This window comes from Hymenobacter cellulosivorans, assembly GCF_022919135.1.
Taxonomy (GTDB): Bacteria; Bacteroidota; Bacteroidia; order Cytophagales; family Hymenobacteraceae; genus Hymenobacter; species Hymenobacter cellulosivorans.
This window is the reverse complement of the sequence record NZ_CP095049.1, coordinates 2,146,141-2,169,598: the sequence shown is the minus strand read 5'-3', so window position 1 is coordinate 2,169,598 and position 23,458 is coordinate 2,146,141. Positions and strand designations below refer to the sequence as shown.

16 protein-coding genes are annotated in these 23,458 nt (G+C 58.1%); 5 read left to right on the top strand and 11 right to left on the bottom strand.

All coding sequences use genetic code 11. The features are described from left to right. Positions 1–443 precede the first annotated feature (443 nt). Complete coding sequence (locus MUN80_RS09200; RefSeq protein ID WP_244722634.1) at positions 444–2,078, bottom strand: glycoside hydrolase family 43 protein; 1,635 nt, start codon at positions 2,076–2,078, stop codon at positions 444–446. 89 nt (positions 2,079–2,167) lie between these two features. Beyond that, positions 2,168–4,807: a pectinesterase family protein gene (locus tag MUN80_RS09195; RefSeq protein WP_244722633.1), complete on the bottom strand. Its 2,640-nt coding sequence runs from the start codon at positions 4,805–4,807 to the stop codon at positions 2,168–2,170. Between the two features lie 362 nt (positions 4,808–5,169). Here MUN80_RS09195 and MUN80_RS09190 point away from each other — a divergent pair, with 362 nt between their 5' ends. The 3 genes from MUN80_RS09190 to MUN80_RS09175 all read left to right on the top strand — a co-directional run bounded on the left by MUN80_RS09190 (position 5,170) and on the right by MUN80_RS09175 (position 9,728). After that, positions 5,170–6,924, top strand: coding sequence for a T9SS type A sorting domain-containing protein (locus MUN80_RS09190; RefSeq protein WP_244722632.1), 1,755 nt, complete (start codon positions 5,170–5,172; stop codon positions 6,922–6,924). Positions 6,925–7,257: 333 nt separating this feature from the next. Then, positions 7,258–8,556, top strand: coding sequence for a glycoside hydrolase family 11 protein (locus MUN80_RS26095; RefSeq protein ID WP_311136279.1), 1,299 nt, complete (start codon positions 7,258–7,260; stop codon positions 8,554–8,556). Positions 8,557–8,933: 377 nt separating this feature from the next. Beyond that, positions 8,934–9,728, top strand: a complete 795-nt coding sequence (locus MUN80_RS09175; RefSeq protein WP_244722631.1) for an oxygenase MpaB family protein — start codon at positions 8,934–8,936, stop codon at positions 9,726–9,728. A 56-nt stretch (positions 9,729–9,784) separates the two neighbouring features. On the opposite strand, the gene MUN80_RS09170 is transcribed toward MUN80_RS09175, so the two are convergent. From MUN80_RS09170 to MUN80_RS09130, 9 genes are all read right to left on the bottom strand, one after another. After that, a complete protein-coding gene (locus tag MUN80_RS09170; RefSeq protein WP_244722630.1) occupies positions 9,785–10,732 on the bottom strand; it encodes a Rossmann-fold NAD(P)-binding domain-containing protein in 948 nt (315 codons plus the stop codon). Between the two features lie 40 nt (positions 10,733–10,772). Next, entirely contained in the window at positions 10,773–11,324 is a 552-nt protein-coding gene (locus MUN80_RS09165; RefSeq protein WP_244722629.1) for a hypothetical protein, read from the bottom strand. A gap of 82 nt (positions 11,325–11,406) precedes the next feature. After that, entirely contained in the window at positions 11,407–14,637 is a 3,231-nt protein-coding gene (carB, locus tag MUN80_RS09160; protein WP_244722628.1) for a carbamoyl-phosphate synthase (glutamine-hydrolyzing) large subunit, read from the bottom strand. Between the two features lie 116 nt (positions 14,638–14,753). Beyond that, positions 14,754–15,137 (bottom strand): hypothetical protein, encoded by a 384-nt coding sequence (locus MUN80_RS09155; protein WP_244722626.1) that lies wholly within the window; start codon positions 15,135–15,137, stop codon positions 14,754–14,756. Positions 15,138–15,240: 103 nt separating this feature from the next. Next, positions 15,241–16,326: a glutamine-hydrolyzing carbamoyl-phosphate synthase small subunit gene (gene carA, locus MUN80_RS09150; protein WP_244722624.1), complete on the bottom strand. Its 1,086-nt coding sequence runs from the start codon at positions 16,324–16,326 to the stop codon at positions 15,241–15,243. Between the two features lie 536 nt (positions 16,327–16,862). Then, entirely contained in the window at positions 16,863–18,002 is a 1,140-nt protein-coding gene (locus tag MUN80_RS09145) for an aspartate aminotransferase family protein (RefSeq protein WP_244722621.1), read from the bottom strand. Continuing rightward, positions 18,002–18,982 (bottom strand): N-acetyl-gamma-glutamyl-phosphate reductase, encoded by a 981-nt coding sequence (gene argC, locus MUN80_RS09140; protein WP_244722619.1) that lies wholly within the window; start codon positions 18,980–18,982, stop codon positions 18,002–18,004. Before argC ends, MUN80_RS09145 begins: the two co-directional genes overlap by 1 nt. Further along, on the bottom strand, positions 18,972–20,159 hold the full coding sequence (argG, locus tag MUN80_RS09135; protein WP_244722616.1) for an argininosuccinate synthase: 1,188 nt from the start codon (positions 20,157–20,159) through the stop codon (positions 18,972–18,974). Before argG ends, argC begins: the two co-directional genes overlap by 11 nt. Beyond that, on the bottom strand, positions 20,159–20,740 hold the full coding sequence (locus tag MUN80_RS09130) for a GNAT family N-acetyltransferase (RefSeq protein WP_244722613.1): 582 nt from the start codon (positions 20,738–20,740) through the stop codon (positions 20,159–20,161). The genes argG and MUN80_RS09130 overlap by 1 nt, the downstream gene beginning before the upstream one ends. Before the next feature lie 863 nt (positions 20,741–21,603). Here MUN80_RS09130 and argB point away from each other — a divergent pair. After that, positions 21,604–22,386, top strand: coding sequence for an acetylglutamate kinase (gene argB, locus MUN80_RS09125; protein WP_244722610.1), 783 nt, complete (start codon positions 21,604–21,606; stop codon positions 22,384–22,386). Beyond that, entirely contained in the window at positions 22,374–23,450 is a 1,077-nt protein-coding gene (locus tag MUN80_RS09120; RefSeq protein ID WP_244722609.1) for a M20 family metallo-hydrolase, read from the top strand. The genes argB and MUN80_RS09120 overlap by 13 nt, the downstream gene beginning before the upstream one ends. Positions 23,451–23,458: the final 8 nt, after the last annotated feature.

The window sequence follows — 23,458 nt, the reverse complement described above, 5'->3', positions numbered from 1 at the left end:
TGAAATGCTTTTTGCACTCCTACCTGTTCGACCAGCACGTTTTGGATTGTTGACCGGTTGAATGGTTCTATAAGTTTACACCAACCCCTACCAACTGGGAAGAATGCGGGGGTTTTTATTTGTGCAAACGTTCCCGGCAACGTTGCCGCTACCCAGTTTCTATCTAATTAATCCAATAAATTTGCATATAAAGTTATATTTGCAAGGCTTTATGTTCCTACTATACGATTCTCGCCCCAACGGCACCAATTGCATTTTTCCAATCTAATGAGTAATTACTCACTCCCATTTTTACTTTGGCAGCCGGGAGCCTTGCAAATGCACTTGGCCTAGTAGTCAGTTCCCGTAAGAGTAGAATTTCCAGTAATGGGCCAGCCCACCCGGCAAGACACAAAAAAAGCCTTCCGCAAAAGCGGAAGGCTTTCTGAAGCTGAGGCCGTCGGCTACTCAATCCGGAACCAATCCACGTCGGCAGCACCGGCATCGTTGGTTTTGCCGGCCCGGGTGCAGAACAGACCCACTTTGGCGCCAATCCACTTTCCCTCCCGGGCCTGAAACGAATTGCCCACGAGCTGAAACGTTTGCCCATCGAGGCTGTAGCTGAACTGGCACTTGGCACCCGACGTCACGGCCACGCGCAGGTACACGGGCTGCTTGGCGGGCACTTCGGCCACGGGTGCGCCAGTGGCTTCGGCGCCACCCTTATCGGCGTTCTGGCAGGTAGTCTGGCTAAGTTGCAGCTTGCCGCCCTGGTTGGTTACGGAGAGGTAGGCGTAGTCCATGCCCATCATAATCAGGCCGGTTTTCTCGCCTTCGAAGCGGGGCGTAAACGTCAGCTTGGTTGTGACGGTGAACACCTCGGCGGGCAACTTTTGCAGCAGCAGGTTGGGCACCTGCCAGAAGTTTTTGAAACCTTCGGGCAAGGGCACTGAGTACAGGCGCAAATAGCCGGCCCCGGTCGGGAAAACCCAACCTACCTGCGGATTGGCATGCCACTGCCACTGCAGACCCAGTTGGTTCGAGTCAAACTCGTCGGAAGTGGCGGGCGTGGCAATAGTCGTTTTACCCTTGCTGGCGGGCTTGCGGAAGGTGAGTACCGGCTCACCCTTGCCGTCGCCGTCGGTATCGGTGCCGATGACGGGCCAGTCGTTTTTCCAGGTCATGGGCTGCAGGTGCACCACGCGGCCGTAGGGTCCCTGGTCCTGGAAGTGCATAAACCAGTCTTCGCCCGAGGGCGTGTCAATCCAGGCGCCTTGGTGCGGGCCATTGGTGGGCGTCTTGCCCTGGTCCATCACAATCCGGTCTTCGTAGGGCCCAAACACGTTTTTGGAACGCATCACCACCTGCCAGCCGGTGGGTACGCCGCCACCCGGCGCCATAATATAGTAGTAGCCCTTGCGCTTATAAAACTTCGGCCCTTCGATGGTCGGGTGCTTTTCGTGGCCATCGAACACCAGTACGTCGTCGCCGAGCAAGCTCAGGCCGTCGGGGCTCATGCGGCTCACGGCCAGCACGCTCTTGAAGCCGGCCCGGCTGCCAGCAAAGCCGTGCACGAGGTAGGCCTTGCCGTCTTCGTCCCAGAGCGGGCAGGGGTCAATCCAGCCCTTGGCGGCCTTCACCAGAATCGGGGCTTCCCAGGGCCCGGCCGGGTTGTCGGCCCGCGTGACGTAGATGCCCAAATCCGGGTCGGGGTAGTAGATGTAGAACTTCTTCTTGTGGTAGCGGATGGCCGGCGCCCACACCCCGTTGCCGTGCTGGGGCAGGTCGTAGCGGGCCTGGGGCGGCTGCTGGGTGAATGCCGCCCCGATTATCGTCCAGTTGACCAAGTCGGTGGAGTGCAGCACCTGCAGGCCCGGCACGGCGTTGAAGCTGGAGGAAGTCAGGTAATAATCGTTGCCCACGCGCACCACGTCGGGGTCGGAATAGTCGGCATAAAGCACCGGGTTTTTGTAGGTGCCGTTGCCCAGGTCAGGCACCCACACCTTGGATAAGGAAGCTTGTTGGGCCGCCGCAAAACGGGGTAGGCAGGACAGGACGACCAACGCGGCCAGCAAAAGGATTCGGGCGGATTTTACCATTCAAAACAGATTTTCGACGGAAAGGAAACAGGTTCTATTAAAACGCAAAAAGGCCCCGGAGTTACTTCCGGGGCCTTTTTTCAGAAGGGTTAGTTTCGAACAAACTTGGTCATCAGGCTCTGGGTGCCACTGCTAAAACGCAGCAGGTAAGTGCCTTTGGTCAACCCATCCAGCTTCAGCGGCGTCTGCTCGACTCCGGGCTTGGGGCTGAACGTGGCCACCTTGCGGCCATCGAATGAGTACACGGCGACGACAGCGTCGGCCCCGGCTTTGGGGTGGGTCAGGGTCAGCTCCTGCTGGGCCGGGTTAGGATAGGCGCTCAGGCCAGCAGCCAGGGCGGCAGCGCTGTGGGTGCCAGTGATGATGAGGGCCTCCCCTTTCACCTGCACGTCGCGCAGCAGGCCATAGCGGCCCGCGCTGCCGCTGCCGCAGCTCCAGTACAGACGGATGGTCAGGGTCTGTCCGTTTTCCAGGCGCACGCCACTGGCACCGGCCAGGGCCAGGCGGTAGTTCTGGTTGGGGCCCGTATTCTGGTTATTAAGCACGATGGGCGTGATAAAGCCCCCGTTGGCGGTACTGTTCAGCGCACCAGCCGGACCCATTCCACCCGATACATCGGTAGAGTCGGCGGTGGTGAAGCCGGTTTTGGAATACACCACGGCCAGCTTGGTATTGCTGTTGGTGTTGTAGAAGGCTGACCACAGCAGCAGGGAATCGACGCGGACGGCTACACCCTGGGCCTTAACGGTGAACTGCTCGTAGAAGCGGCGGTTCAGGTTGCCGCCCGGACCACCTACGGCCGTGCCCCACGAACCGTCGCCGTTGGCCGTAGCCCCAAAGGCCTGGCCGTACGTGGGCGAGTAAGCCGGCACGCTGGCTACCGTGGTGCCGTTGGACAGGTACAGATTGCGCAGCGTAGGCGTGCTGGCAGCTACCCACGGCGACCGAACAGCGGCGTCATCCTGGGCATTGACTTGCAAAGGCCACATCTGCAGCCGCTGCGATACGGGCGCAGTAGTGTTCACCTTGTTGCCGCTTACTGGCACTGATACAGAACCCGCGCCAGGGCTGCTGTGCACGATGTTGCCGACGTAGGAGCCCGCCGCAGTGGCGTTGAGCCGCACGCTGATGGTCGTGTTCGGAATGACGTTATCGGTTGGCACCAGCACCAGCGGTGAGGTCGAGGTAAACCAATTAGTGCCGTTGTTGGGCGACACCTCATAGCCCGCCGGGGGCGTCACGGTCAGGTTGCTGGTCAGGTTCACGGCCGACAGCTGGTAGGTACGCACGGCCGAAGCGCCGGTAGCGTACTGAGCAAACGTGCCCAGGCTGCCGGTGGTGGTGATGGTAGGCACCCGCGAAACTTCCACCGTATCGGTGATTTGCGTGGCCAAACCGGCTTTCGAGGCCCGGATGTAGTAGAAGTAGGCGGCGCCGGCGGCGGGCAGCGCGTCGGAGGTCTGAAAGTTGTAGGTCGTGTCGTTTGGCACCACGATATCGGAGCCGATTTTCGAGTACGTACCCTTGCGTGTGGTGGCGCGGAACACTTCAAACTTGGCCTGATTAACGGCCCAAGCCAGGTTCCAGGTAAAGGTAGCGGTAGTAGAGCCTTTGGTGCCGCGTAGGTTAGTCACGGCAATGTCGGGGGTGAAGCTAGTGCAGACGCTGGCAGCCACCGAGCAGGGGTTCCAGGTGCCAAACAGGTTGGCCACCGAGTACTGGGCGGTATCAGCCGGAGTCAGCTGTTTCGACCAGCTTACACGCTGGCTTACGTTGATGGGGCGGCCGTCGAACTTGCGGCTGCTGTATTCGGCGTAGGTAATCAGGCTGGTGTTGGTGCCCGCATCCCACACCTGCCAGCCCTCGGGCTTGATGATGCCGGTAGCCATGGTGGTTTTAAGCCACACTACTTTGTTTTCGGCCAGCGGGGAGCTGCCGGTCGAGTTCTGCCAGGGGCGGCCCAGCACGTAGCTAGTCGTGCCGCGGTTGGCCGGAATGGTGCAGCTGCGGAACACGTAGCCGTAGGCCTGGCCGGGCTGCGTGTTAGCAGCCGTAATGTAGCTGCCGCTCAGGCCGTCCTGCCGGGTTTTGGCGTACACGATGCAGCGCTCAAATACGGCGCGGGAGCTACCGAAGATAAAGTCCACGGTGCCGTCGATGTAACAGTCGCGGAAGTACTGGCGCAGGCCGTTGCCGTTGGCTAGCACCGTATCCTGCCCGCCCAGGAAGCGGCAGTTCTTGAACACGGCCCGGTCGGCATTCACGTTGATGGCCAGGGCCTGGGGCGCGTCGCCGGTAGTGTTTTCGAAGGTGATATTCAAGGCCGAGAAGTCGGCGGCGTTGACCGTGACCGAAGCGGAGTTGGAGGTACCAAATGTGCCGCCGGCCGGGTTGGGCTTGCCCGAGAAGTCGTCGTAAGTCAGCACGGTGTTGGCCACACTCTGCCCGATCAGCTGCAGAAAGGGCTTGTTGCTGGGTACGTTGATTTTCTCCTTGTACTTGCCGTTCTTGATGTAGATGGTGTACACCGCCGTGCGGCCCGTGGGGGCGGCGTCAATGGCAGCCTGCACCGTTTTATGGGTACCGGTGCCGTCCCAGGCCACGACGGCGTTGTAGGTCTGGGCCTGGGTGGCGCTGCTGAGCAGGACGGCGGCCAGTAAAAAGCACAACGCCAGCCAGTAGCGGAAGGCCGGCGCGGCAGCGCCGGAGTGCGTATGAGTTGAATGCATGAGAACTGGGTTTGGTGGGAACAACTAGAGCTTAATAGTAAGGCTATTGCGGAGCACTAACAGGTTGGCAGCGACGCTTTATTTGCGCAAACGTTGTCGGGAACGTTGCCGGAACCGCTCACTGGGCCTGATAAAAAGCCGGGGGCCGCCAAAATGGTCGTACTACCAAGTGAGTACCCACCTACCGCCGCCTGTCGAAGGCTCAACTGTTGGCAACGTTCCCGGCAACGTTTGCGCGAATAAAGTCCGGCAGCCTTCTTAATCGGGCGTCGCTTATTGAGTAATATCAGCTTCAGTTTCCCGAAATCTGTCGGGGGCGCAGCCTGGTGCTCCTCCCCTTTCGCTTCCTTCCCAGTAGCAATATGCGCTTGAAAACTACTCCGCAACGTTCCGCGTCCCGTTGGCTCGGTCTTTCCCTGACGCTTGTTCTGGCAGCCTCGGCTTCCCTGGCTCAGGCCCAGCTGATTTCCTTTCCCGGCGCCGAGGGAGCGGGTAAATTTACCAAGGGCGGCCGGGGCACGGCCACGGTGCCAACTACCGTATTCGAGGTGACTTCGCTGGCCGATACCAACACGCCCGGCACGCTGCGCTGGGCCATCAACCAGGCCGCTACCCACCGCACCATCGTGTTCCGGGTGTGTGGCACCATTCGCCTGACTTCCGCCCTGAGCTTCAACAAAGCCAACACGACTATTGCGGGGCAGACCGCGCCCGGCGAAGGCATCTGCCTGGCCGATTACCCCGTCACCATCGGGGCCGATAACGTCATCGTGCGCTTCATGCGCTTCCGCATGGGCGACCGGTACCAGAACAAGGGCATGGTGAACGGCGCCGGTGCCGACGATGCCTTTGGCGGCACGGGGCGCAAAAACATCATCATCGACCACTGCACCATGAGCTGGAGCACCGATGAGGCCCTGAGCGTGTACCGCGGCGACAGCACCACGCTGCAATGGAACCTGATGAGCGAGCCGCTCGACTACTCCTACCACTTCGAAACCGGCGATACCGACTTTGAGCGCCACGGCTATGGCGGCATCTGGGGCGGGCGCAATGCCTCGTTCCACCACAACCTGTTTGCCCACTGCCGGGGCCGCAACCCCCGCTTCGAGGGCAGCCGCAACCTGCCGCCCTACACCGCGGGGCAGGAAAACGGCGACTTCCGCAACAACGTTATCTACAACTGGGCCAGCTACAGCACCAACGGCGGCGAGGGCGGCAACTACAACGTGGTTAATAACTACTACAAGTACGGCCCCAGCACCAACACGAATAACTCCTCGGGCGTACCGGTGCGCTCCATGATTATGAACCCGGGCAAGCAAACCTCGGCCCCAGTGCTGCCCTACCCCAAGGTGTATATGACTGGCAACTACGTGGATGGCTACCCTGCCGTAACCAACCGCAACTGGCTGGGCGTGGTCATGGCTGGTGGCGTCCGCACCGACACGGCCCAGTCGAAGGTCACGGAGCCCTTTACCATTCTGCCCATGCCCACGCAGTCGGCCCAGGATGCCTACAACGCGGTGCTGGCTAATGTGGGCGCCGTGCTACCGGCCCGCGATACGCTCGACCAGCGCATTATCCGCAACGTGCAGGAGCGCAAAGGCCGCCTCATCGATGTGCAGGGCGGCTACGCCCATGGCACGGCCTTCAGCATTTCGCAGAGTGCCTGGCCGGTGCTCACCTGTGGCCCCGCCCCTGCCGACACCGACCACGACGGCATGACCGATGCTTTTGAGCAAGCCAACGGCCTGAATCCCAACGACCCGGCCGACCGCAACCTGCGCGGTGCCAACGGCTACACCATGCTGGAAAACTACCTCAACGGCATTGCGGCGGTAGTAATGGGCACCAAAGCCGACAAAGCTGCAAAAGCCGGCCTGAGCGTATACCCCAACCCCGCCGGCGAGCAGCTGACCGTAAATCACCCCGTAGCAGGCAAAACGGCTACCGTAACCGTGTTCAGCGCGGCCGGCCGACAGGTGGCCCAATTTTCGGTGGTGCCCGGCACCGTTGCTACGGCCGTAGAAGCCAGTAAGCTGGCCGGCGGCATGTATCTGGTGCGTTACCAGGATGCCAAAATCCAGCTCACATCCAAGTTTGTGAAGCAGTAAGCAGTTATTGTCAGTAACAGAAAGCCCGTAGGAGCCATCCTGCGGGCTTTCTGTGTTTCAAAACCAGCCTTTGCTCCGAGTCTTGGGCGGCTTCAATGCTGCGGAAGTACATCTTTCCGGCATTTCACGTGCAGCCTTGCTATCTAAACGATTGTGCAAACGAATCCGATACTATTCCTTTGACAATCAAAGGTATATGTCTATACATCTATTGCACTTAGCCCGGCCGATTGCCTATTGTTACGACGGAATTCCGACCTGCTTACCTACCACAACCCAAATTCCCATCCCATGCCCAAAACCTACTTACCGCTTTTAGCGGGCCGGCATACTATGTCCCTCCTGCTGGTATGCATGTTGGCGCTGTTCGGCGCCGCGCAGTCTACCGCCCAAACCATAACCGCCAACCAGATTGGCAACCAGGGAGGCTACACCTACGAGTACTGGAAAGACAGCGGCACCGGCAGCATGACGCTGGGCTCCGGCGGGGCCTTCAGCGTCACGTGGAGCAACATTGGCAACCTGCTGGCCCGCAAAGGCCTGCGCCCCGGCGCTAAAAACCAGACCGTAACCTACGCCGCTACTTACAACCCCAACGGCAACTCCTACCTCTGCGTCTACGGCTGGTTTACTAGCCCCATGGTCGAGTATTACATTGTGGATAGCTGGGGCAGCTGGCGGCCTCCGGGAGGTACGGCGGTCGGCACCGTCACCTCCGACGGCGGCACGTATGACCTCTACCGGACCCAGCGCGTCAACCAGCCTTCCATTCAGGGACAAGCCACCTTTTACCAGTACTGGAGCGTGCGTACTTCGAAGCGCACGAGCGGCACCATCACCGTAGCCAACCATTTCAACGCCTGGCAGAGCCGGGGCTGGACGGTCGGCAGCATGTACGAAGTTTCGCTCACCGTAGAAGGCTACCAGAGCAGCGGCACGGCCAACGTCACCAGCATGTCGATGGGCACCAGCGGCACGACCACTCCCCCACCCACGGGCGGCGGCTCGAACAACATTGTCGTGCGGGCCCGGGGTACCAACGGCACCGAAAACATTCGGCTGACGGTGGGCGGCACCCAGGTCGGCACCTGGACCCTGGGCACGGCCATGCAGAACTACTCGGCAACGACCAGCGCTACGGGCGGCATCAACGTGGAATACACCAACGATGCCACCAACCGCGACGTGCAGGTCGACTATATCACCGTTAACGGCTCGACTCGGCAGGCGGAAAACCAGAGCACCAATACCGGGGTTTACCTGAATGGTGCTTGCGGCGGGGCCAACAGCGAATGGCTGAACTGTAACGGCTACATCGGCTTTGGCAACGCGGCTCCCACCGCCGGCCGGCTCGGCACGGGGAGCTTAGCCCCGGAAGCCGCTACGCAAAAGACGCAGGTTGGCCAGACCCAGGTATTTCCCAACCCCAGCCCTTCCGGCAGCTTCCTGGTGCAGCTGCCCGCCGGCCCCGCGCAGCTCACTGTCCGCAACAGCAAGGGCCGTATCGTCCGGCAACTCGCCGCGGCCGGGCCCGCCGCTGTTCCCGTGCAGCTCGACCAGCAACCGGGTTTGTACTACTTACAGGTTACGAGCGACGCCGAGTCAACGGTGACTCGCCTGGCAGTAGAGTAGTCCCGCCGCTATTGACCTGCTATCAACTCCCGCTGCAGCTCCACCCAGAGTTGCAGCGGGAGTTTTACGTTGCGGCAGGCTGCGTCTGGTGGCTGCTTGGCGGAGCATTTCTCGTGCAGCAGTAACCAATTTTACCACTGCGACGGGGGGGCTTCGACTTTGCTTAGCAGGATGGCCACCGAACAATAGGTGCGTTTTCAGATGTAGCCTGGTCTCCTGGTCTTGTCTTCAAGCTACGTCACACCCGGCACGTTAATCAGGAATTTTCTCTGACTTTGTATTTCAAAGTACTTTCGTATATTTGAGAAACTAACACTACTTGCCGGGAATCATCAGGCAGCCCTGGTGTTGAGTTACAGACCTTCTTCATCCCGATTATGACGCAGCACCAGGATTATTTTGTGGCCCCCGGCTCGGTTGTGCGCACCATCTGGGGCAAAGCTGATACCGTCCTGTTCATTTTCGCCGGCGCCGCCGCCGAGTTTGCCCTCAACAAAGCCGTGGACTGGCTTTACTTCACCGGCCGCCTGCCCGCCGACCCGTTGGCCCGCCTGTTCTCTACCGTGGAGTACGCCCGCCAGATTGTTTTTGCCGAGCGAAGCGCCGCCGAGCAGGCCATCCACACCATCACCGCCATCCATGCGGCCGTGGAAGCCAAGCGCGGCATGGCCATTCCGGCCTGGGCTTACCGCGACGTGCTCTTCATGCTCATCGACTACTCCATCCGGGCCTACGAAGCTTTGGAACGCCCCATGAGCTCCGCCGAGCAAGCCGAAGTATTCGAGGTATTTACCCGCGTGGGCCAGCGCATGGGCATTCCCGACCTGCCGACGTCGCATGCCCGGTGGCTGGAAACCCGGCAGCAACACCTAGCCGACCACATGGAGTACAGCCGCTTCACTGCCGACCTCTACCAGCAGTACGCCCGCCATCTGGGCCCGATTCGCTACCTGCTGCTGCTGCAGGCGCAGCGGGTGGTAGTGCCGCACCCGGTCCGCCAGCTGCTACGCTTGGGCCGCACCCCGTGGCTGCGGCCGGTGCTGCTGGTGTACCGCTACGCCCAGCATCTGTCCATCAGCAAGTGGGCCCGCACCAGCCTGCTTCCCGACGACTACAAGGAGAAAATTCTGCGCCTCGACGTGGTACCTCCCTCTCTTTCCGCAGCTCACTAAACAGTAAAAGGCCGCTCCCTCAGAGAGCGGCCTTTTACTGTTGGGCTAGTGGCTTTCTACAAACTCAGCAGCTCGTGCAGCACCGTTTGCATGGAAAATACCCGGTTGCCAGCTTCCTGAATAATCAACGAATTAGGCGAGTCGAGGATGGCGTCGGAGACTTCCACGTTGCGGCGCACGGGCAGGCAGTGCAGGAACTTGGCGTCGTTGGAGCCGGTCAGGTGCTCGGGCGTGAGCATCCAGTTCGGGTCGTTGCTGATGACTTGGCCATAGTCTTTGTAGCTGCTCCAGTTCTTGGCCTGCACGAAGTCGGCACCTTCCAGGGCCTTGCGCTGGTCGTACTCGATACGGGCGCCTTTCGTGAATTTGGGGTCCAGCTCGTAGCCTTCGGGGTGGGTAATAACGAAGTCAATCCAGTCGATTTCCGAAAACCAGTCGCAGAACGAGTTGGGCACGCACTGGGGCAGGGCACGGACGTGCGGAGCCCAGGTCAGCACCACTTTCACCCGCTCCTTCTGCTTGGTTTCAGCCACCGTAATCAGGTCGGCAAACGACTGCAGCGGGTGTAGCGTGGCGCTTTCCAGGCTGATAACCGGCACCGTGGCGTACTGCATGATCTTCTTGAACACGACTTCCTGGTAGTCCTCGTCGCGGTCCTTGAGCGTGGGGAAGGTGCGCACGCCTAGCACGTCGCAGTATTGGCTCATCACGGCAATGGCCTCCTTGATGTGCTCCTGGGTGCCACCGTTCATCACCGCGCCGTCGGCCATTTCCAGCGTCCAGGAATCGGCCCCGGCGTTGAGCACCCAAGCCTGCGCGCCCAGGTTGTAGGCGGCTTTAATGGAGCTGAGCCGGGTGCGCAAACTGGGGTTGAAGAAAATCAAGCCGACGGTTTTGTTCTTGCCAATGTGCTGGTAACCGAACGGGTCGGCTTTGATTTCCAGGGCTTTATTGAGCAAAACCCGGTAGTCATCGACGTCGGCGAAGGAGGTGAAGTTTTTCATGTGGGGTGGTGTAGGAGAAGTGGCTATCGACGAAAATGTGTCAACCTCTCTTTTTAATTAAAAACAATTTCTGTTCAGCAGGAACCCATACATAAACGAAATTACCGACTGGGTAAGCCGAGAAGAAAGCGTAGTAGTTACCAGAGCTTTTGAGGTAATTATTTAGCGCAAATTGTTTGCCACAACTATACTCATCAAGATTATCAAACTCAGTTACAGTCATGTAGCCCGCATCTTCTGAACGTACTGGTGTAGATTGCCACGAAGAAGATTTAACATTTTGCAAAATTCTTGATTGTTGATCGTAAAGACCATTCTCAAAATTTGGCAAGGAAGGGTTGGATTCCACTTTTATTCCATCCGACTTATAAACAGTGTATTGGTAGAATTCAAATACTTCGCCGTGATTCGTAAGTCCAAGAAAGTCAGTGCTGCATTCGAGCTCTAACCGAGTCCCGGGCGAATTGAATAAAGCTTTACCAGCCGTTGCTTTTAGCGGCCGTTCAAACCAAGTATTGTCGAAAGCAAATATGAAAATTACAAAGCAGCCTATTACTACAATTAAGGCTTTAAATAATTTCTTTTTAGTCATAAAGTTTTAATCGAATACTAGTCATTAAAAAAGTGGAGCAACTCAAACTACCTTGAGTTGCTCCACTTTTTCACCAGAGGCCTTACATCGCCTTATACTCGTTCCAACTCTTAATCTTGAGGTCCTTCATTTCCAGCTTGCAGAAGGCTTGGATAAATGCTTTTGCCAGGCGAGCGTTGGTTAGCAGCGGAACGCCGAAGTCAACGGCGGTGCGGCGGATTTTGTAGTCGTTGTCCAGCTCACCCTTCGAGAGGTTCTTTGGGATGTTGATGACCAGGTCAATCTTCTTCTCCTTGAGATAAGTCAGCACGTTGGGCTCCTGCATTTCGTCGGGCCAGTAGAGCAGGCTGCTCGGCACGCCGTTTTCGGCGAAGAAGCGGTGCGTGCCCTGGGTGGCGTAAATCTGGTAACCCTTTTTCACGAGCAGCTCCACGGCCGAGAGCAAAGCCACTTTCGACTTAATAGGGCCGCCGGAAATTAGCACCGACTTCTGGGGAATCTTGTAGCCCACGCTCAGCATCGACTTGAGCAAAGCCTCCTCGGCCGTATCGCCGAGGCAGCCTACTTCGCCGGTACTTACCATATCCACGCGCATCACCGGGTCGGCGCCGGGCAGGCGGGTGAAGGAGAACTGCGGAGCTTTCACGCCCACGTAGGGCAGGTCGTAGACCCGCTCGCTCTCATCGCGCTCCACTTTCACGCCCAGCAGGACTTGGGTGGCCTTTTTGATGAGGTTGTTGCCCGAAATCTTCGACACGAAGGGGTAGCTCCGCGAGGCGCGGATGTTGCACTCAATCACCCGGATTTCGCCGTTTTTATCCAGGAACTGGATGTTGAAGGGCCCGCTGATTTCGTAGCGCTTGGCAATCTTTTCGGCAATGACTTTGAGCTTGCGGATGGTGCGCACGTACACCTTCTGGGGCGGGTAGTACATGGTGGCGTCGCCGGAGTGCACGCCGGCAAACTCCACGTGCTCGGAAATGGCGTAACTCACGATTTCGCCCTTGTCGGCCACCGCGTCGAGCTCAATTTCCTTGGCATCCTGAATAAACTCGGACACTACCACCGGATATTCCGCGCTGACTTCCTGGGCCGTGGCCAGGAAGTTTTCCAGCTCAAACGGGTTGGACACCACATTCATGGCCGCGCCCGACAGCACGTACGAAGGCCGGATCAGCACCGGGAAGCCCACTTCCTGCACAAACTGGAGCATGGCTTCCAGCGAAGTCAGCTCTTTCCAGCGGGGCTGAGCAATACCCAGCTCGTCCATGATGCTGGAGAACTTATGGCGGTTTTCGGCCTCGTCGATGCGGGCCGGAGCGGTACCCAGAATGGGGGCCTGCGCATCGGCCAGGCGGGTGGCGAGGTTGTTGGGAATCTGCCCGCCGGTGCTTAGAATCACGCCCTGGGGCTGCTCGAAGTCCAGAATATCCATCACCCGCTCGAAGCTCAGCTCCTCGAAGTACAGCCGGTCCGACACGTCGTAGTCGGTCGATACGGTTTCGGGGTTGTAGTTGATGATGATGGTTTTGTAGCCTTCCGCGGCGGCCGTCTGCACGGCATTCACGCCGCACCAGTCGAACTCTACCGAGGAGCCGATACGGTACACGCCTGAGCCCAGTACCACGATGGACTTGCTGGTTTCCGGGGCCAGGTCGTTTTCGGTGCCGTGGTAGGTGCTATAGAGGTAGTTGGTCTTGGCCGGAAATTCCGCGGCCAGCGTGTCAATCTGCTTGATGACGGGCAGCACGCCCAAGGCCTTGCGGCGGGCCCGCACCAGCAGCTCATCAGCCTTCACGTCGCCTTCGCCGAGCAGCTTCACAGCAATCTGCTGATCCGAGAAACCAGCTTTCTTGGCTTCGCGCAGCAGCAGGGTTTCCAGCCCGTCGAGGCCAGTGGCGCGACCTTCGGCCAACTGGTTGCCCAGCTGGAAAATAGTCAGCAGGCGCTGCAAAAACCAGTGGTCAATCTTGGTCAGATCGTGCACCTGGTCGAGCGTGTAGCCGGCCTCAAACGCCAGGTTGATGGCGAAGATACGCTCTTCGTTCGGCTCGCTCAGCAGCTGGTCGATGGTAGCCGTATCGACCTGCTCGGGCTTGTTGGCCACGAAGCCGCGCTTGCCGGTATCGAGCATACGCAAACCCTTCTGAATGGCTTCCTCGAAGGATTTGCCAATAGCCATCACCTCGCCTACGCTCTTCATGGCCGAGCCGATCTGGCGGTTGACGCCCTCGAACTTGCCCAAATCCCAGCGCGGCAGCTTTACCACCACGTAGTCCAGGGCCGGCTCGAAGAAGGCTGAGGTGGTCTGGGTCACGCTGTTTTTCAGCTCCGACAGCGAGTAGCCCAGGCTCAGCTTGGCCGCCACAAACGCCAGCGGATAGCCCGTAGCCTTGGAAGCCAGGGCCGAGGAGCGCGACAAGCGGGCATTTACCTCAATCACGCGGTAGTCTTCCGACACGGGGTCGAGGGCGTACTGAATGTTGCATTCGCCCACGATGCCCAGGTGGCGGATGGTCTTGATGCCGATGCTGCGCAGCTTGTGGTACTCACGGTTGCTCAGGGTCTGCGAAGGGGCCACCACGATGCTTTCCCCGGTGTGAATGCCGATGGGGTCGAAGTTCTCCATATTGCAGACCGTGATGCAGTTGTCATACTGGTCGCGCACCACTTCGTACTCCACTTCCTTCCAGCCTTTCAGCGACTCTTCCACCAGAATCTGGTCGGAAGTCGTGAAGGATTTTTGGGCCAGGGCCCGTAGCTCTTCCATGTTGTTGGCGAAGCCGCTGCCCAGGCCGCCCAAGGCAAAAGCCGCCCGCACGATAATCGGGAAGCCGATTTTCTCGCCAGCCGCCAGGGCATCTTCCATCGTCGTGACGGCCACGCTGCGGGCCGTGAACACGCCAATCTGGTCGAGTTTCTCCTTGAAAATATCCCGGTCCTCGGTGTCGATAATGCTTTGCACGGGCGTACCAAGCACTTTCACATTGTACTTCTCAAACACCCCGGCGCGGTATAGGGCCACGGCGCAGTTCAGGGCCGTCTGGCCACCGAAAGCTACCAGAATACCGTCGGGCTTTTCCTTTTTGATGACTTCCTCCACGAAGAAGGGCGTCACGGGCAGGAAATACACGTCGTCGGCAATGTTGTCCGACGTCTGCACGGTGGCAATGTTGGGGTTGATGAGGATGGTGCGGATACCTTCCTCTTTCAGGGCCTTCAGGGCCTGGGAGCCGGAGTAATCGAACTCACCGGCCTCGCCGATTTTCAAAGCGCCAGAACCGAGGACGAGAACTTTCTGTGGTTTGTTCATTCTAAGGGTTGGTAACAGACCGTGGAGTAGGTCGTGTTAAAAGGCTGTCGGGTTTCGTTGTTAGTTAGAATGCGTCGCTTACCATTCTCATGGCAAACAAAAATTTATTTGGCAGATCATTTCAATCGATTAATATACCCTTGAATTTCTTCGATTAAATCATTTGAACTATCTGTTCTTAACACGATACCTTTTACAGTATTCAGAAACCTAATAGTGAATGAAGTATCAACTAAAAATATGCCCTTCTCATTACCAAGATCATAAGACACTTCATAAGAGGCATCTACGCCTCTCTGTGATGCACCAACTTGGTTAACAACCTTCATATAGCAGCCGAGCTCTTCAAAAGAAATTTGATTAACTACATACGCAAATTCGTGACTATTCCGCTCTAAAGCAGATCTACTTATCACGACAGGAAATATGGGTTTATCTTCTAAACCACCGATATATTCGAGCCTGATAAACTCTGGTTTTTTTGCTTGTGAATAACACATGAATGAAACCAAGAACAAAACAACTATTAGGCATATCCTGCTCATGGATTCATATTTTTCATATGCTTCGGCAAGCTCAGCATGACATTCTTTTCAGGTATTTCTACTTAGCGGCTTTATACTCCGCTACGGCCTGCAGGAAGTCGTCGAACAGGTACTCCGTATCCTCGGGGCCGCCGGCGGCTTCGGGGTGAAACTGGGTGGAGAAAAAGGGCTTGGTTTTGTGCTTGATGCCTTCGCAGGTGCCGTCGTTGAGGTTCTCAAACAGCATGTCCCACTCGGCGGGCAGCGTGGCCGTGTCGACGGCAAAGCCGTGGTTCTGGCTGGTGATGTAGCTGCGCTTGGTGCCGGTGAGCAGCACGGGCTGGTTGTGGCTGCGGTGGCCGTACTTGAGCTTGAACGTGTCGCCGCCCGCGGCCAGGCCCATGAGCTGGGAGCCCAGGCAGATACCGAAGATGGGCTTGTCTTGGCCCAGCGCCGTTTGCAGGTGTTGGATAGTCGGCTCGCACATTTTCGGGTCGCCGGGTCCGTTGCTCAGGAACAGGCCGTCGTAGTCGAGGGTGGTGAAGTCGTAGTCCCAAGGCACGCGGATGAGCTCCACGTCGCGCTCCAGAAAGCAGCGGATGATGTTGGTCTTGGTCCCGCAGTCGACGAGCACAATTTTGTGCTGCCCCGTACCGTAGCGCTTTACCTCCGTGGGGCTCACCTGGGCCACTAGGTTGTCCTGGTTGGGGTCGTGCAGCTCCACGTCCTGCTCGGCCACGATTTTGCCCAGCATGGCGCCTTTCTCCCGCAGGATTTTGGTCAGCATGCGGGTATCCACGCCGAAGATGCCAGGGATGTTGTACTCCTTAAGCCAGTCGCCGAGGCTTTTGGCGGCGTTCCAGTGGCTGTGCTCCTCGGAGTAGTAATTCACCACCAGGCCGGCAATGTGAATCTTGTCCGACTCGAAAATCTTGGAAATCGACTCGTACAGCTCCTCGCCGGGCACGCCGTAGTTGCCCACCATGGGGTAGGTGAGCACCAGGATCTGGCCGGCGAAAGACGGGTCGGTGAGGTTTTCGGGGTAGCCGGTCATGGCCGTGCTGAACACTACCTCGCCCGCGGCGGAGGTAAATGCGCCAAAAGATTGGCCCTCGATTTCGGTGCCGTCTTCGAGGATGAGTTTTACCGATTTAGCGTTTTCCACTCTGTTATGCGAAAAATGGTTTACTCTGTTGTTGATTTTCTGCAGTAGTCAGGCACGCTGCTTCCTTTCTCGTCAATGGGGAGAAAGTAGCGGGTACGCCCATTGGCCCAACCAATGTTAGTCGGAACCTTACCATGGAAGGGAATGCGGCGATTCGTAGAGCCCCTGTGTCGGGCGTATTGCGGGTGCTAGGCGTAGCCTCAGCCAGCTTTCTGAACCGCCCGGATACAATTTCGGCTGGAACAGAACCAAACATCAGAGGTCTATTCCAGCCGAACGAGGACTTAAGCCAAACGGGAGCGAAAGAGGATATATCAATCGGTCCCGCACCCTGCCGCTCCCAAATGTCAGGCATCGGGGAGTCGGGCGGGCACGACTGCTGAAAGGAAAAGATGGTGGCCGTTCTTTCACGGAAAGAACCAGCCGGTTGCTGCGCAATAGAAACCAATGGCAGCGTGCAGCTAATCAGAAGGTGAGCCTGGCTCATAAACCTCGTCGTGCTACTCATTGGGGCTGCAAGTTAGGCCACAGGTCGCTTACTTTTTTACCTCGGCCGGAATAATTGCATACAGCGCCTGCAAAAACCGGTCGACTTCATCCTTGGTGATGTTGAGCGGGGGCAGCAGGCGGAGCACCCCAGGGTCGGAGGCATTGCCGACGAAAATGTGGTACTCGCTCAGCAGCTTGTCGCGCACGTCCTTGATGGGGAAATCGTACTTGATGCCGACCATCAGTCCCCGGCCCCGGATTTCCTCGGCCCCGGCGTTGGCTTCGAGCTCCTGCCGCAAATACGCACCCAGCTCCGTGGCGTGGCTCAGCAGGCTTTCCTGCTCAATAACTTCCAGCACGGCCAGAGCCGCGGCGCAGGCCAGGTGGTTGCCGCCAAACGTGGTGCCCAACAGACCGTACGAAGCCTTGAGCTCGGGCGCAATCAGGATGCCGCCGATGGGAAAGCCGTTGCCCATGCCCTTGGCGACCGAAATAACGTCGGGCTGAATACCGGCGTGCTGGTGGGCGAAGAACTTACCGCTACGGCCGTAGCCGCTCTGCACCTCGTCGGCAATGAGCAGGGCACCGTACTGCTTGCACAGGGCGGACAGGCTTTGCAAAAACTCGTCGGCAGGCATGATAATGCCACCCACGCCCTGAATGGGCTCAATAATGGCCGCGCAAACGTCACCGCCCTGCAGCACCTGCTCTACCGCTGCCAGGTCGTACTCCAGGAAGGAAATAGCGTGGTCGGCGTTGAAGGGCGCGACAATCTTGGGGTTATCAGTAGCAGCTACGGCACCCGAGGTACGGCCGTGGAAAGCGCCTTTGAAGGCAATGACCCGCTTTTTGCCGGTGTGGAAGGAAGCCAGCTTCAGCGCGTTTTCGTTGGCTTCAGCGCCCGAGTTGCACAGAAACAGCGAGTAGCTTTCGTAGCCCGACACCTGCCCGAGCTTACTAGCCAGTTGCTGCTGAATTGGAATCTGCACCGAGTTGGAGTAGAAGCCAATGTTCTGCAGCTGCTCGGTGAGGCGCTGCACGTAGTGCGGGTGGCTGTGGCCGATGGAAATAACGGCGTGCCCGCCGTAAAAATCCAGGTACTCCTGGCCCTGGTCGTCCCAGAGTTTCGCCCCTAGCGCCTTCACCGGCGTGATGTTGACGAGCGGATAAACGTTGAAAAGCTCCATTAGAAAAGCACCGATTTGAGGTTGAGTCCCGTCGTTTCCGGCAGGCCAAAAAGCAGATTCATATTCTGGACGGCCTGGCCCGAGGCGCCCTTCACCAAATTGTCAATAACCGAGGTGATGAGCAGCTGCTTGCCTAGCTTCTGCACGTGCAGCAGGCACTTGTTGGTATTCACCACCTGCTTTAGATGCACTTCCTTATCCGACACGGTGGTAAACGGCGCATCGGCGTAGAACTTCTTATACAGCGCCCGGGCCTCGTCCTGAGTCAGATCCGAAGGCGTATAGACGCTGGCGAAAATGCCCCGGGCAAAGTTGCCGCGGTAGGGCACGAAGTAGATTTCCCCCCCGGGCTGGCTTTGCAGCTGGGCCAGGCTCTCCCCTATTTCGCCGAGGTGCTGGTGGGTAAAGGGCTTGTAGATGGAAACGTTATTCGTGCGCCACGAGAAGTGCACCGTCTCTGACAGGCTCTGCCCCGCGCCTGTAGAACCCGTTATGGCCGACACGTGCACGTCCTCGGTCAGCTTGCCGGCATGAGCCAGCGGCAGCAAGGCCAACTGAATAGCGGTGGCAAAGCAGCCGGGGTTGGCAATGCTCTGGGCCTGCTGAATCCGGCCTTTGTTGAGCTCGGGCAAGCCGTAGACAAACTCCCGGTCGGCAAACTCAGCGTCGGCCTCCAAGCGGAAATCGTTGCTTAGGTCAATGACGTGGGTCGTATCGGGCAGGGCATTTTTCTCCAGCCAGGCCTTCGAGTTGCCGTGGCCCAGGCACAGAAACACCACGTCTTCGTCGCCGGCCAGCTCGGCGGCAAATACCAGGTCGGTGTCGCCTATCAGGTCGTCGTGCACCTGATGCACGGGGTTGCCTGCATTAGACGAGCTGACGATACCGCCCAGCTCCACAAACTCGTGGTGGAGCAGGATGCGGATGAGCTCCCCGGCCGTGTAGCCGGCCCCGCCCACAATGCCCGCCTTAATTTTCATCGTTGAAAGAGGAGTGAATGCGCAGTTGGTTGCTGAAAATCTTGATGAAGCCCTTGGCGTCGCGGCCGTCCCAGGCGTCGTTTTCCTCGCCGTAGGTGGCCACCTTGGAGCGCATCATATCGTACTTCGACTCGATGCCCTGCAGCTCAAACTGGTAAGGCTTCAGGGTCACGAACACCTTGCCCGACACCCGCTCCTGCGAGGACGTCAGCAGGGCTTCGAAGTCGCGCATCACCGGGTCGAGGTACTGGGCCTCGTGCAACAGCGTGCCGTACCAATTGGCCACGTAGTCCTTGTGCAGCAGCTGCCAGCGGCTCGACGTATGCTTTTCCAGCAAGTGGTGGGCCTTGAGCAGAATCAGCGGGGCGGGTGCCTCGAAGCCCACGCGGCCTTTGATGCCCAGAATCGTGTCGCCCACGTGGGTGTCGCGGCCAATGGCGTAGGTGCCGGCCAGTTCGTTCAGGGCCTGAATCAAAGCCACCGGGTTCATAGTTTCGCCGTTCAGCGCCACCGGCTCGCCTTTCTCGAAGGTAATTTCGATGCTGGCAGGCTCGGTAGCGCTCAGCTGCGTGGGATATGCCGACTCGGGCAGCGCCTGGTGTGAGGTCAGCGTTTCAACGCCGCCCACGCTGGTGCCCCAGATACCCTTGTTGATGGAGTATTTGGCTTTTTCCCAGCTCATCTCAAAGCCGTGCTGATTGAGAAAGTCGATTTCAGCCTGGCGGGAGAGTTTCAAATCCCGGATGGGCGTAATGATTTCCGTGTTGGGCGCAATGACGGAGAAAGCCACGTCGAAACGAACCTGGTCGTTGCCAGCACCGGTGCTGCCGTGGGCAATGTAGTCGGCCTTATGCTCGCGGGCATACTCAGCCAGCGCCAACGACTGAAACATGCGCTCCGCACTGACGCTCAGCGGGTACGTATCGTTCTTGAGGATGTTACCAAAGATCAGGTAGCGCAAACAGTCCTGGTAGAATCGCTGGGTTACGTCGATGACCTCGTGCTTGGTCGAACCCAGCTCGTAGGCCCGCTTCTCAATGGCCGTCAGCTCCTCATCTGAGAAGCCGCCGGAGTTGACGATAACCGTGTGAACCTCCAGACCCAGTTCGCGGGTCAGATATACAACGCAGTAGGACGTATCCAAGCCGCCGCTGTACGCTAAAACTACCTTTTTCATTAGTGACCTTGGGGTGTTAAAATCTCAATGGTTTCCTGTACGGGCTGGCCATACTGGTCGTCGAGCTTGTCGTAGACCATGCCGGTGCACAGGCACATTTTGCGCTGGTTTTCCTGCAGAATCGGATAGTTCTTGCAGCCCATGCAGCCTTTCCAGAAGTCGTCGCTCTGGGTCAGTTCAGTGAACGTGACGGGGCGGTAGCCCAGCTCGGAGTTGATCTTCATGACCGGCCCGCTGGTGGTAATACCGAAGATTTTGGCGCCGGGGTATTTGGTGCGCGACAACTCAAACACGCGGTGCTTGATGGCGCGGCCCAGCCCTTCCTTGCGGAGCTCGGTGTTGACAATCAGGCCGGAATTGACGACAAACTTGTTGTCCTCGAAGGTTTCGATATAGCAGAAACCAGCCAGCTCATTGTCGACGAAGGCAATAATGGCGTCGCCCCGCTCCATCTTCTTTTTCAGATAGTTAGGGTCACGCTTGGCGATACCTACGCCGCGCGTTCTGGCAGATTCCTCATACCATTGACAAAGGGTTTCCACATACTGCGCATCGGCAGCATAGGCGACTCGTAATACCATGGTCAAAGCTCGGTTAGCTGCCTGCTCTCAGGCAACGGACTCGGAAAGACGAAAAGGGAGAAAAGCAGGCACAACCAGAACGTTGTGCGGCAACCGAGCACGAGGCCGGTATCAGGGAAAAGTGCCAGAATGAGTAATCGACCAGGGAAGGCGGCTGTTTGTCTTGCCGCATTGGTGAGCCTTAAAACGTGGCTCGCCATCAGTACCTATACTGCGTCCTACACTCGCTCGGTCGATTAGTCGTTAGAAACCCTGTTTACGGGTGGCATCGTCGGACAAAGCCACCTCTGAAATTTTTTGCAAACATAAAACCCAGATGTCAGATTGCAAGCTTCTGCAAAAAAGTAAGGCGGTATTGCCTTGGTCATGCGGCTCTGTAGCACACGAAGCGGCCGGTTAGGCTGCTCCATTACACCTGACTGTAGCCAAGTGCGCCTCAGAAAAGTGACATACGCAGGATTTGTCCTTACGTTCACCACGAGCTTCGCGGGCAAGGGCCCGGAGCTATCAAATCGTGGGTGACGGTCGTCGCGACGACCCGGCTCCACACGGTCGTGCCGGCCACTGAGGGGCGGGCAGGAGGGCGAATGACGGTCGTCGGGACATGGCTGGGTAGAAAGCGGAATTGGTTTCTGCCGCTTTAAACACAAACGTAGTAAAAACGTTTCAAAAAACTACTGCCTATTTTTTCGGGCTTTCCAGCCTAGGCAGCCATAAAAAGCCGGTTTAAACGCAATAGCCCCCGTTTTGCCAAAGAATAAACCGTGCATTACCCGGCCCTAGCCTCTACCTTTGCGCCTCGCGGTCCTCTCCCACCCGATTTGTTCACCCGGCAGTTTTCTGTGGCTGCCCTACCTATCTGCATGCAAGAGGTTCTGAAGATTTTCAAGATTGGCGGCGGCATTATCGACGACGCGGCCCAGCTCCAACAGTTTCTCAGTGAGCTGGCCAAACTTGACAATAAGATAATGTTAGTGCACGGCGGCGGCAAGGGTGCCAGCCAGATGCTGCAGGACTTGGGTATCGAGCCCAAGATGGTACAGGGCCGCCGCATCACCGACGCAGCCACGCTCGACATCGTGACCATGTTCTACGCCGGTAAAACAAATAAGCAGGTAGTAGCCGGGCTGCAAGCCTATGGCCTCAACGCCCTGGGTTTGTCAGGGGCCGACGGCAACGTAATCCGCGCCTCAAAGCGGCCAGTCAAGGAAATTGATTACGGCTTTGTGGGGGATATTGACGAGCACAGTGTGAATGCCGATCTGCTCCAAGCCCTACTGACGGCGGACCTAACACCGGTTTTCTGCGCTATTACCCATGACGGGCAAGGTCAACTGCTCAATACCAACGCCGATACCATTGCCAGTTCCCTGGCCCGGGCCTTGGCACCGTTTTATCAGGTGGAGCTGCACTTCTGCTTCGAAAAAGACGGAGTGCTGGCTGATGTGAACGACGAGCACTCCGTCATTCCGCAAATAACGCCCGGACAGTACCAGGAGCTCAAAGCCAGCGGCGTAATTGCGGCGGGCATGGTGCCTAAGCTCGATAACGCCTTTGCGGCCTTGGAGGCTGGCGTGGAGCGGGTTGTCATTGAAAACGCGCTAAAAATCAACGAGCCCGTAAAAACCATCCTATGCCGGAGCTAACCGACCAGCTAGCTGAAGAAGCTATTCAGCTGTTGATTCGCCTGATTCAAACTCAGTCGTTTTCCCGGGAAGAAGGCCCCACGGCCGAGCTGATTTTCGAGTTTTTGCAGCGCCACGGCGCTGAGCCCCGGCGGGCGTTACACAACGTATGGGCCGTAAACCAGCATTTCAACCCGGCTAAACCCACCGTGCTGCTCAACTCCCACCACGACACGGTGAAGCCCGGCGCCACCTGGACCTACGACCCGTTTGGCGGCCTGGTGGAAGAAGCCGAAGACAAGCTTATTGGGCTGGGTTCCAACGACGCGGGCGGCTGCGCGGTAAGCTTGCTGGCCACGTTTCTGCACTTTCACCAGCGTGAGGACCTGCCTTTCAACCTGATTTGTGCCATTACGGCCGAGGAGGAAATTTCGGGTGCCAACGGCATCAGTAGCCTACTGCCGAAACTGGGCAAAATCGACGTCGGCATCGTGGGTGAGCCGACCCAGATGGACATGGCAATTGCTGAAAAAGGCTTGGTGGTCCTCGACTGCACCGCCTACGGGCAAACCGGCCACGCGGCCCGCAACGAAGGCGAAAATGCGCTATACAAGGCCGTAACCGACATCCAATGGCTGCAGCAGTACCGGTTCCCGAACGTGTCGGAGCTGCTGGGGCCCGTGAAAATGACGGTAACCCAGATTCAGGCCGGCACCCAGCACAACGTGGTGCCCGACGTGTGCCGCTTCGTCGTGGACGTGCGCACCAACGAGTTTTATTCCAACGAGGAAGTCGTGCACACCGTGCAGGAGCATTTACAATCGGAAGTGGTGCCCCGCTCAGTACGGCTCAACTCCTCGCGCATCGACCCGGACCACGTGCTGGTGCGCAAGGGCGTGGCGCTGGGCCGCAAAACCTACGGCTCGGCTACCATGTCGGACCAGGCTCTGATGCCGTTTCCGACGGTGAAGATGGGCCCCGGCGACTCGGCCCGCTCCCACACCCCCGACGAATACATTTACCGCTACGAAATCCGGGGCGGCATCCGGGCCTATATCGAGTTGCTGGAGGGACTGCAGCTGTAAGGGCGAAG

Coding starts and splice junctions, on each gene's coding strand:
- carB (WP_244722628.1), bottom strand. CDS start 14,637: ATGAACAAACCACAGAAAGTTCTCGTCCTCGGTTCTGGCGCTTTGAAA.
- MUN80_RS09120 (WP_244722609.1), top strand. CDS start 22,374: ATGCCGGAGCTAACCGACCAGCTAGCTGAAGAAGCTATTCAGCTGTTG.
- argB (WP_244722610.1), top strand. CDS start 21,604: ATGCAAGAGGTTCTGAAGATTTTCAAGATTGGCGGCGGCATTATCGAC.
- MUN80_RS09165 (WP_244722629.1), bottom strand. CDS start 11,324: ATGACTAAAAAGAAATTATTTAAAGCCTTAATTGTAGTAATAGGCTGC.
- MUN80_RS09195 (WP_244722633.1), bottom strand. CDS start 4,807: ATGCATTCAACTCATACGCACTCCGGCGCTGCCGCGCCGGCCTTCCGC.
- MUN80_RS26095 (WP_311136279.1), top strand. CDS start 7,258: ATGTCCCTCCTGCTGGTATGCATGTTGGCGCTGTTCGGCGCCGCGCAG.
- MUN80_RS09200 (WP_244722634.1), bottom strand. CDS start 2,078: ATGGTAAAATCCGCCCGAATCCTTTTGCTGGCCGCGTTGGTCGTCCTG.
- argC (WP_244722619.1), bottom strand. CDS start 18,982: ATGAAAATTAAGGCGGGCATTGTGGGCGGGGCCGGCTACACGGCCGGG.
- MUN80_RS09145 (WP_244722621.1), bottom strand. CDS start 18,002: ATGGAGCTTTTCAACGTTTATCCGCTCGTCAACATCACGCCGGTGAAG.
- MUN80_RS09190 (WP_244722632.1), top strand. CDS start 5,170: ATGCGCTTGAAAACTACTCCGCAACGTTCCGCGTCCCGTTGGCTCGGT.
- MUN80_RS09175 (WP_244722631.1), top strand. CDS start 8,934: ATGACGCAGCACCAGGATTATTTTGTGGCCCCCGGCTCGGTTGTGCGC.
- MUN80_RS09170 (WP_244722630.1), bottom strand. CDS start 10,732: ATGAAAAACTTCACCTCCTTCGCCGACGTCGATGACTACCGGGTTTTG.
- MUN80_RS09155 (WP_244722626.1), bottom strand. CDS start 15,137: ATGTGTTATTCACAAGCAAAAAAACCAGAGTTTATCAGGCTCGAATAT.
- argG (WP_244722616.1), bottom strand. CDS start 20,159: ATGAAAAAGGTAGTTTTAGCGTACAGCGGCGGCTTGGATACGTCCTAC.
- MUN80_RS09130 (WP_244722613.1), bottom strand. CDS start 20,740: ATGGTATTACGAGTCGCCTATGCTGCCGATGCGCAGTATGTGGAAACC.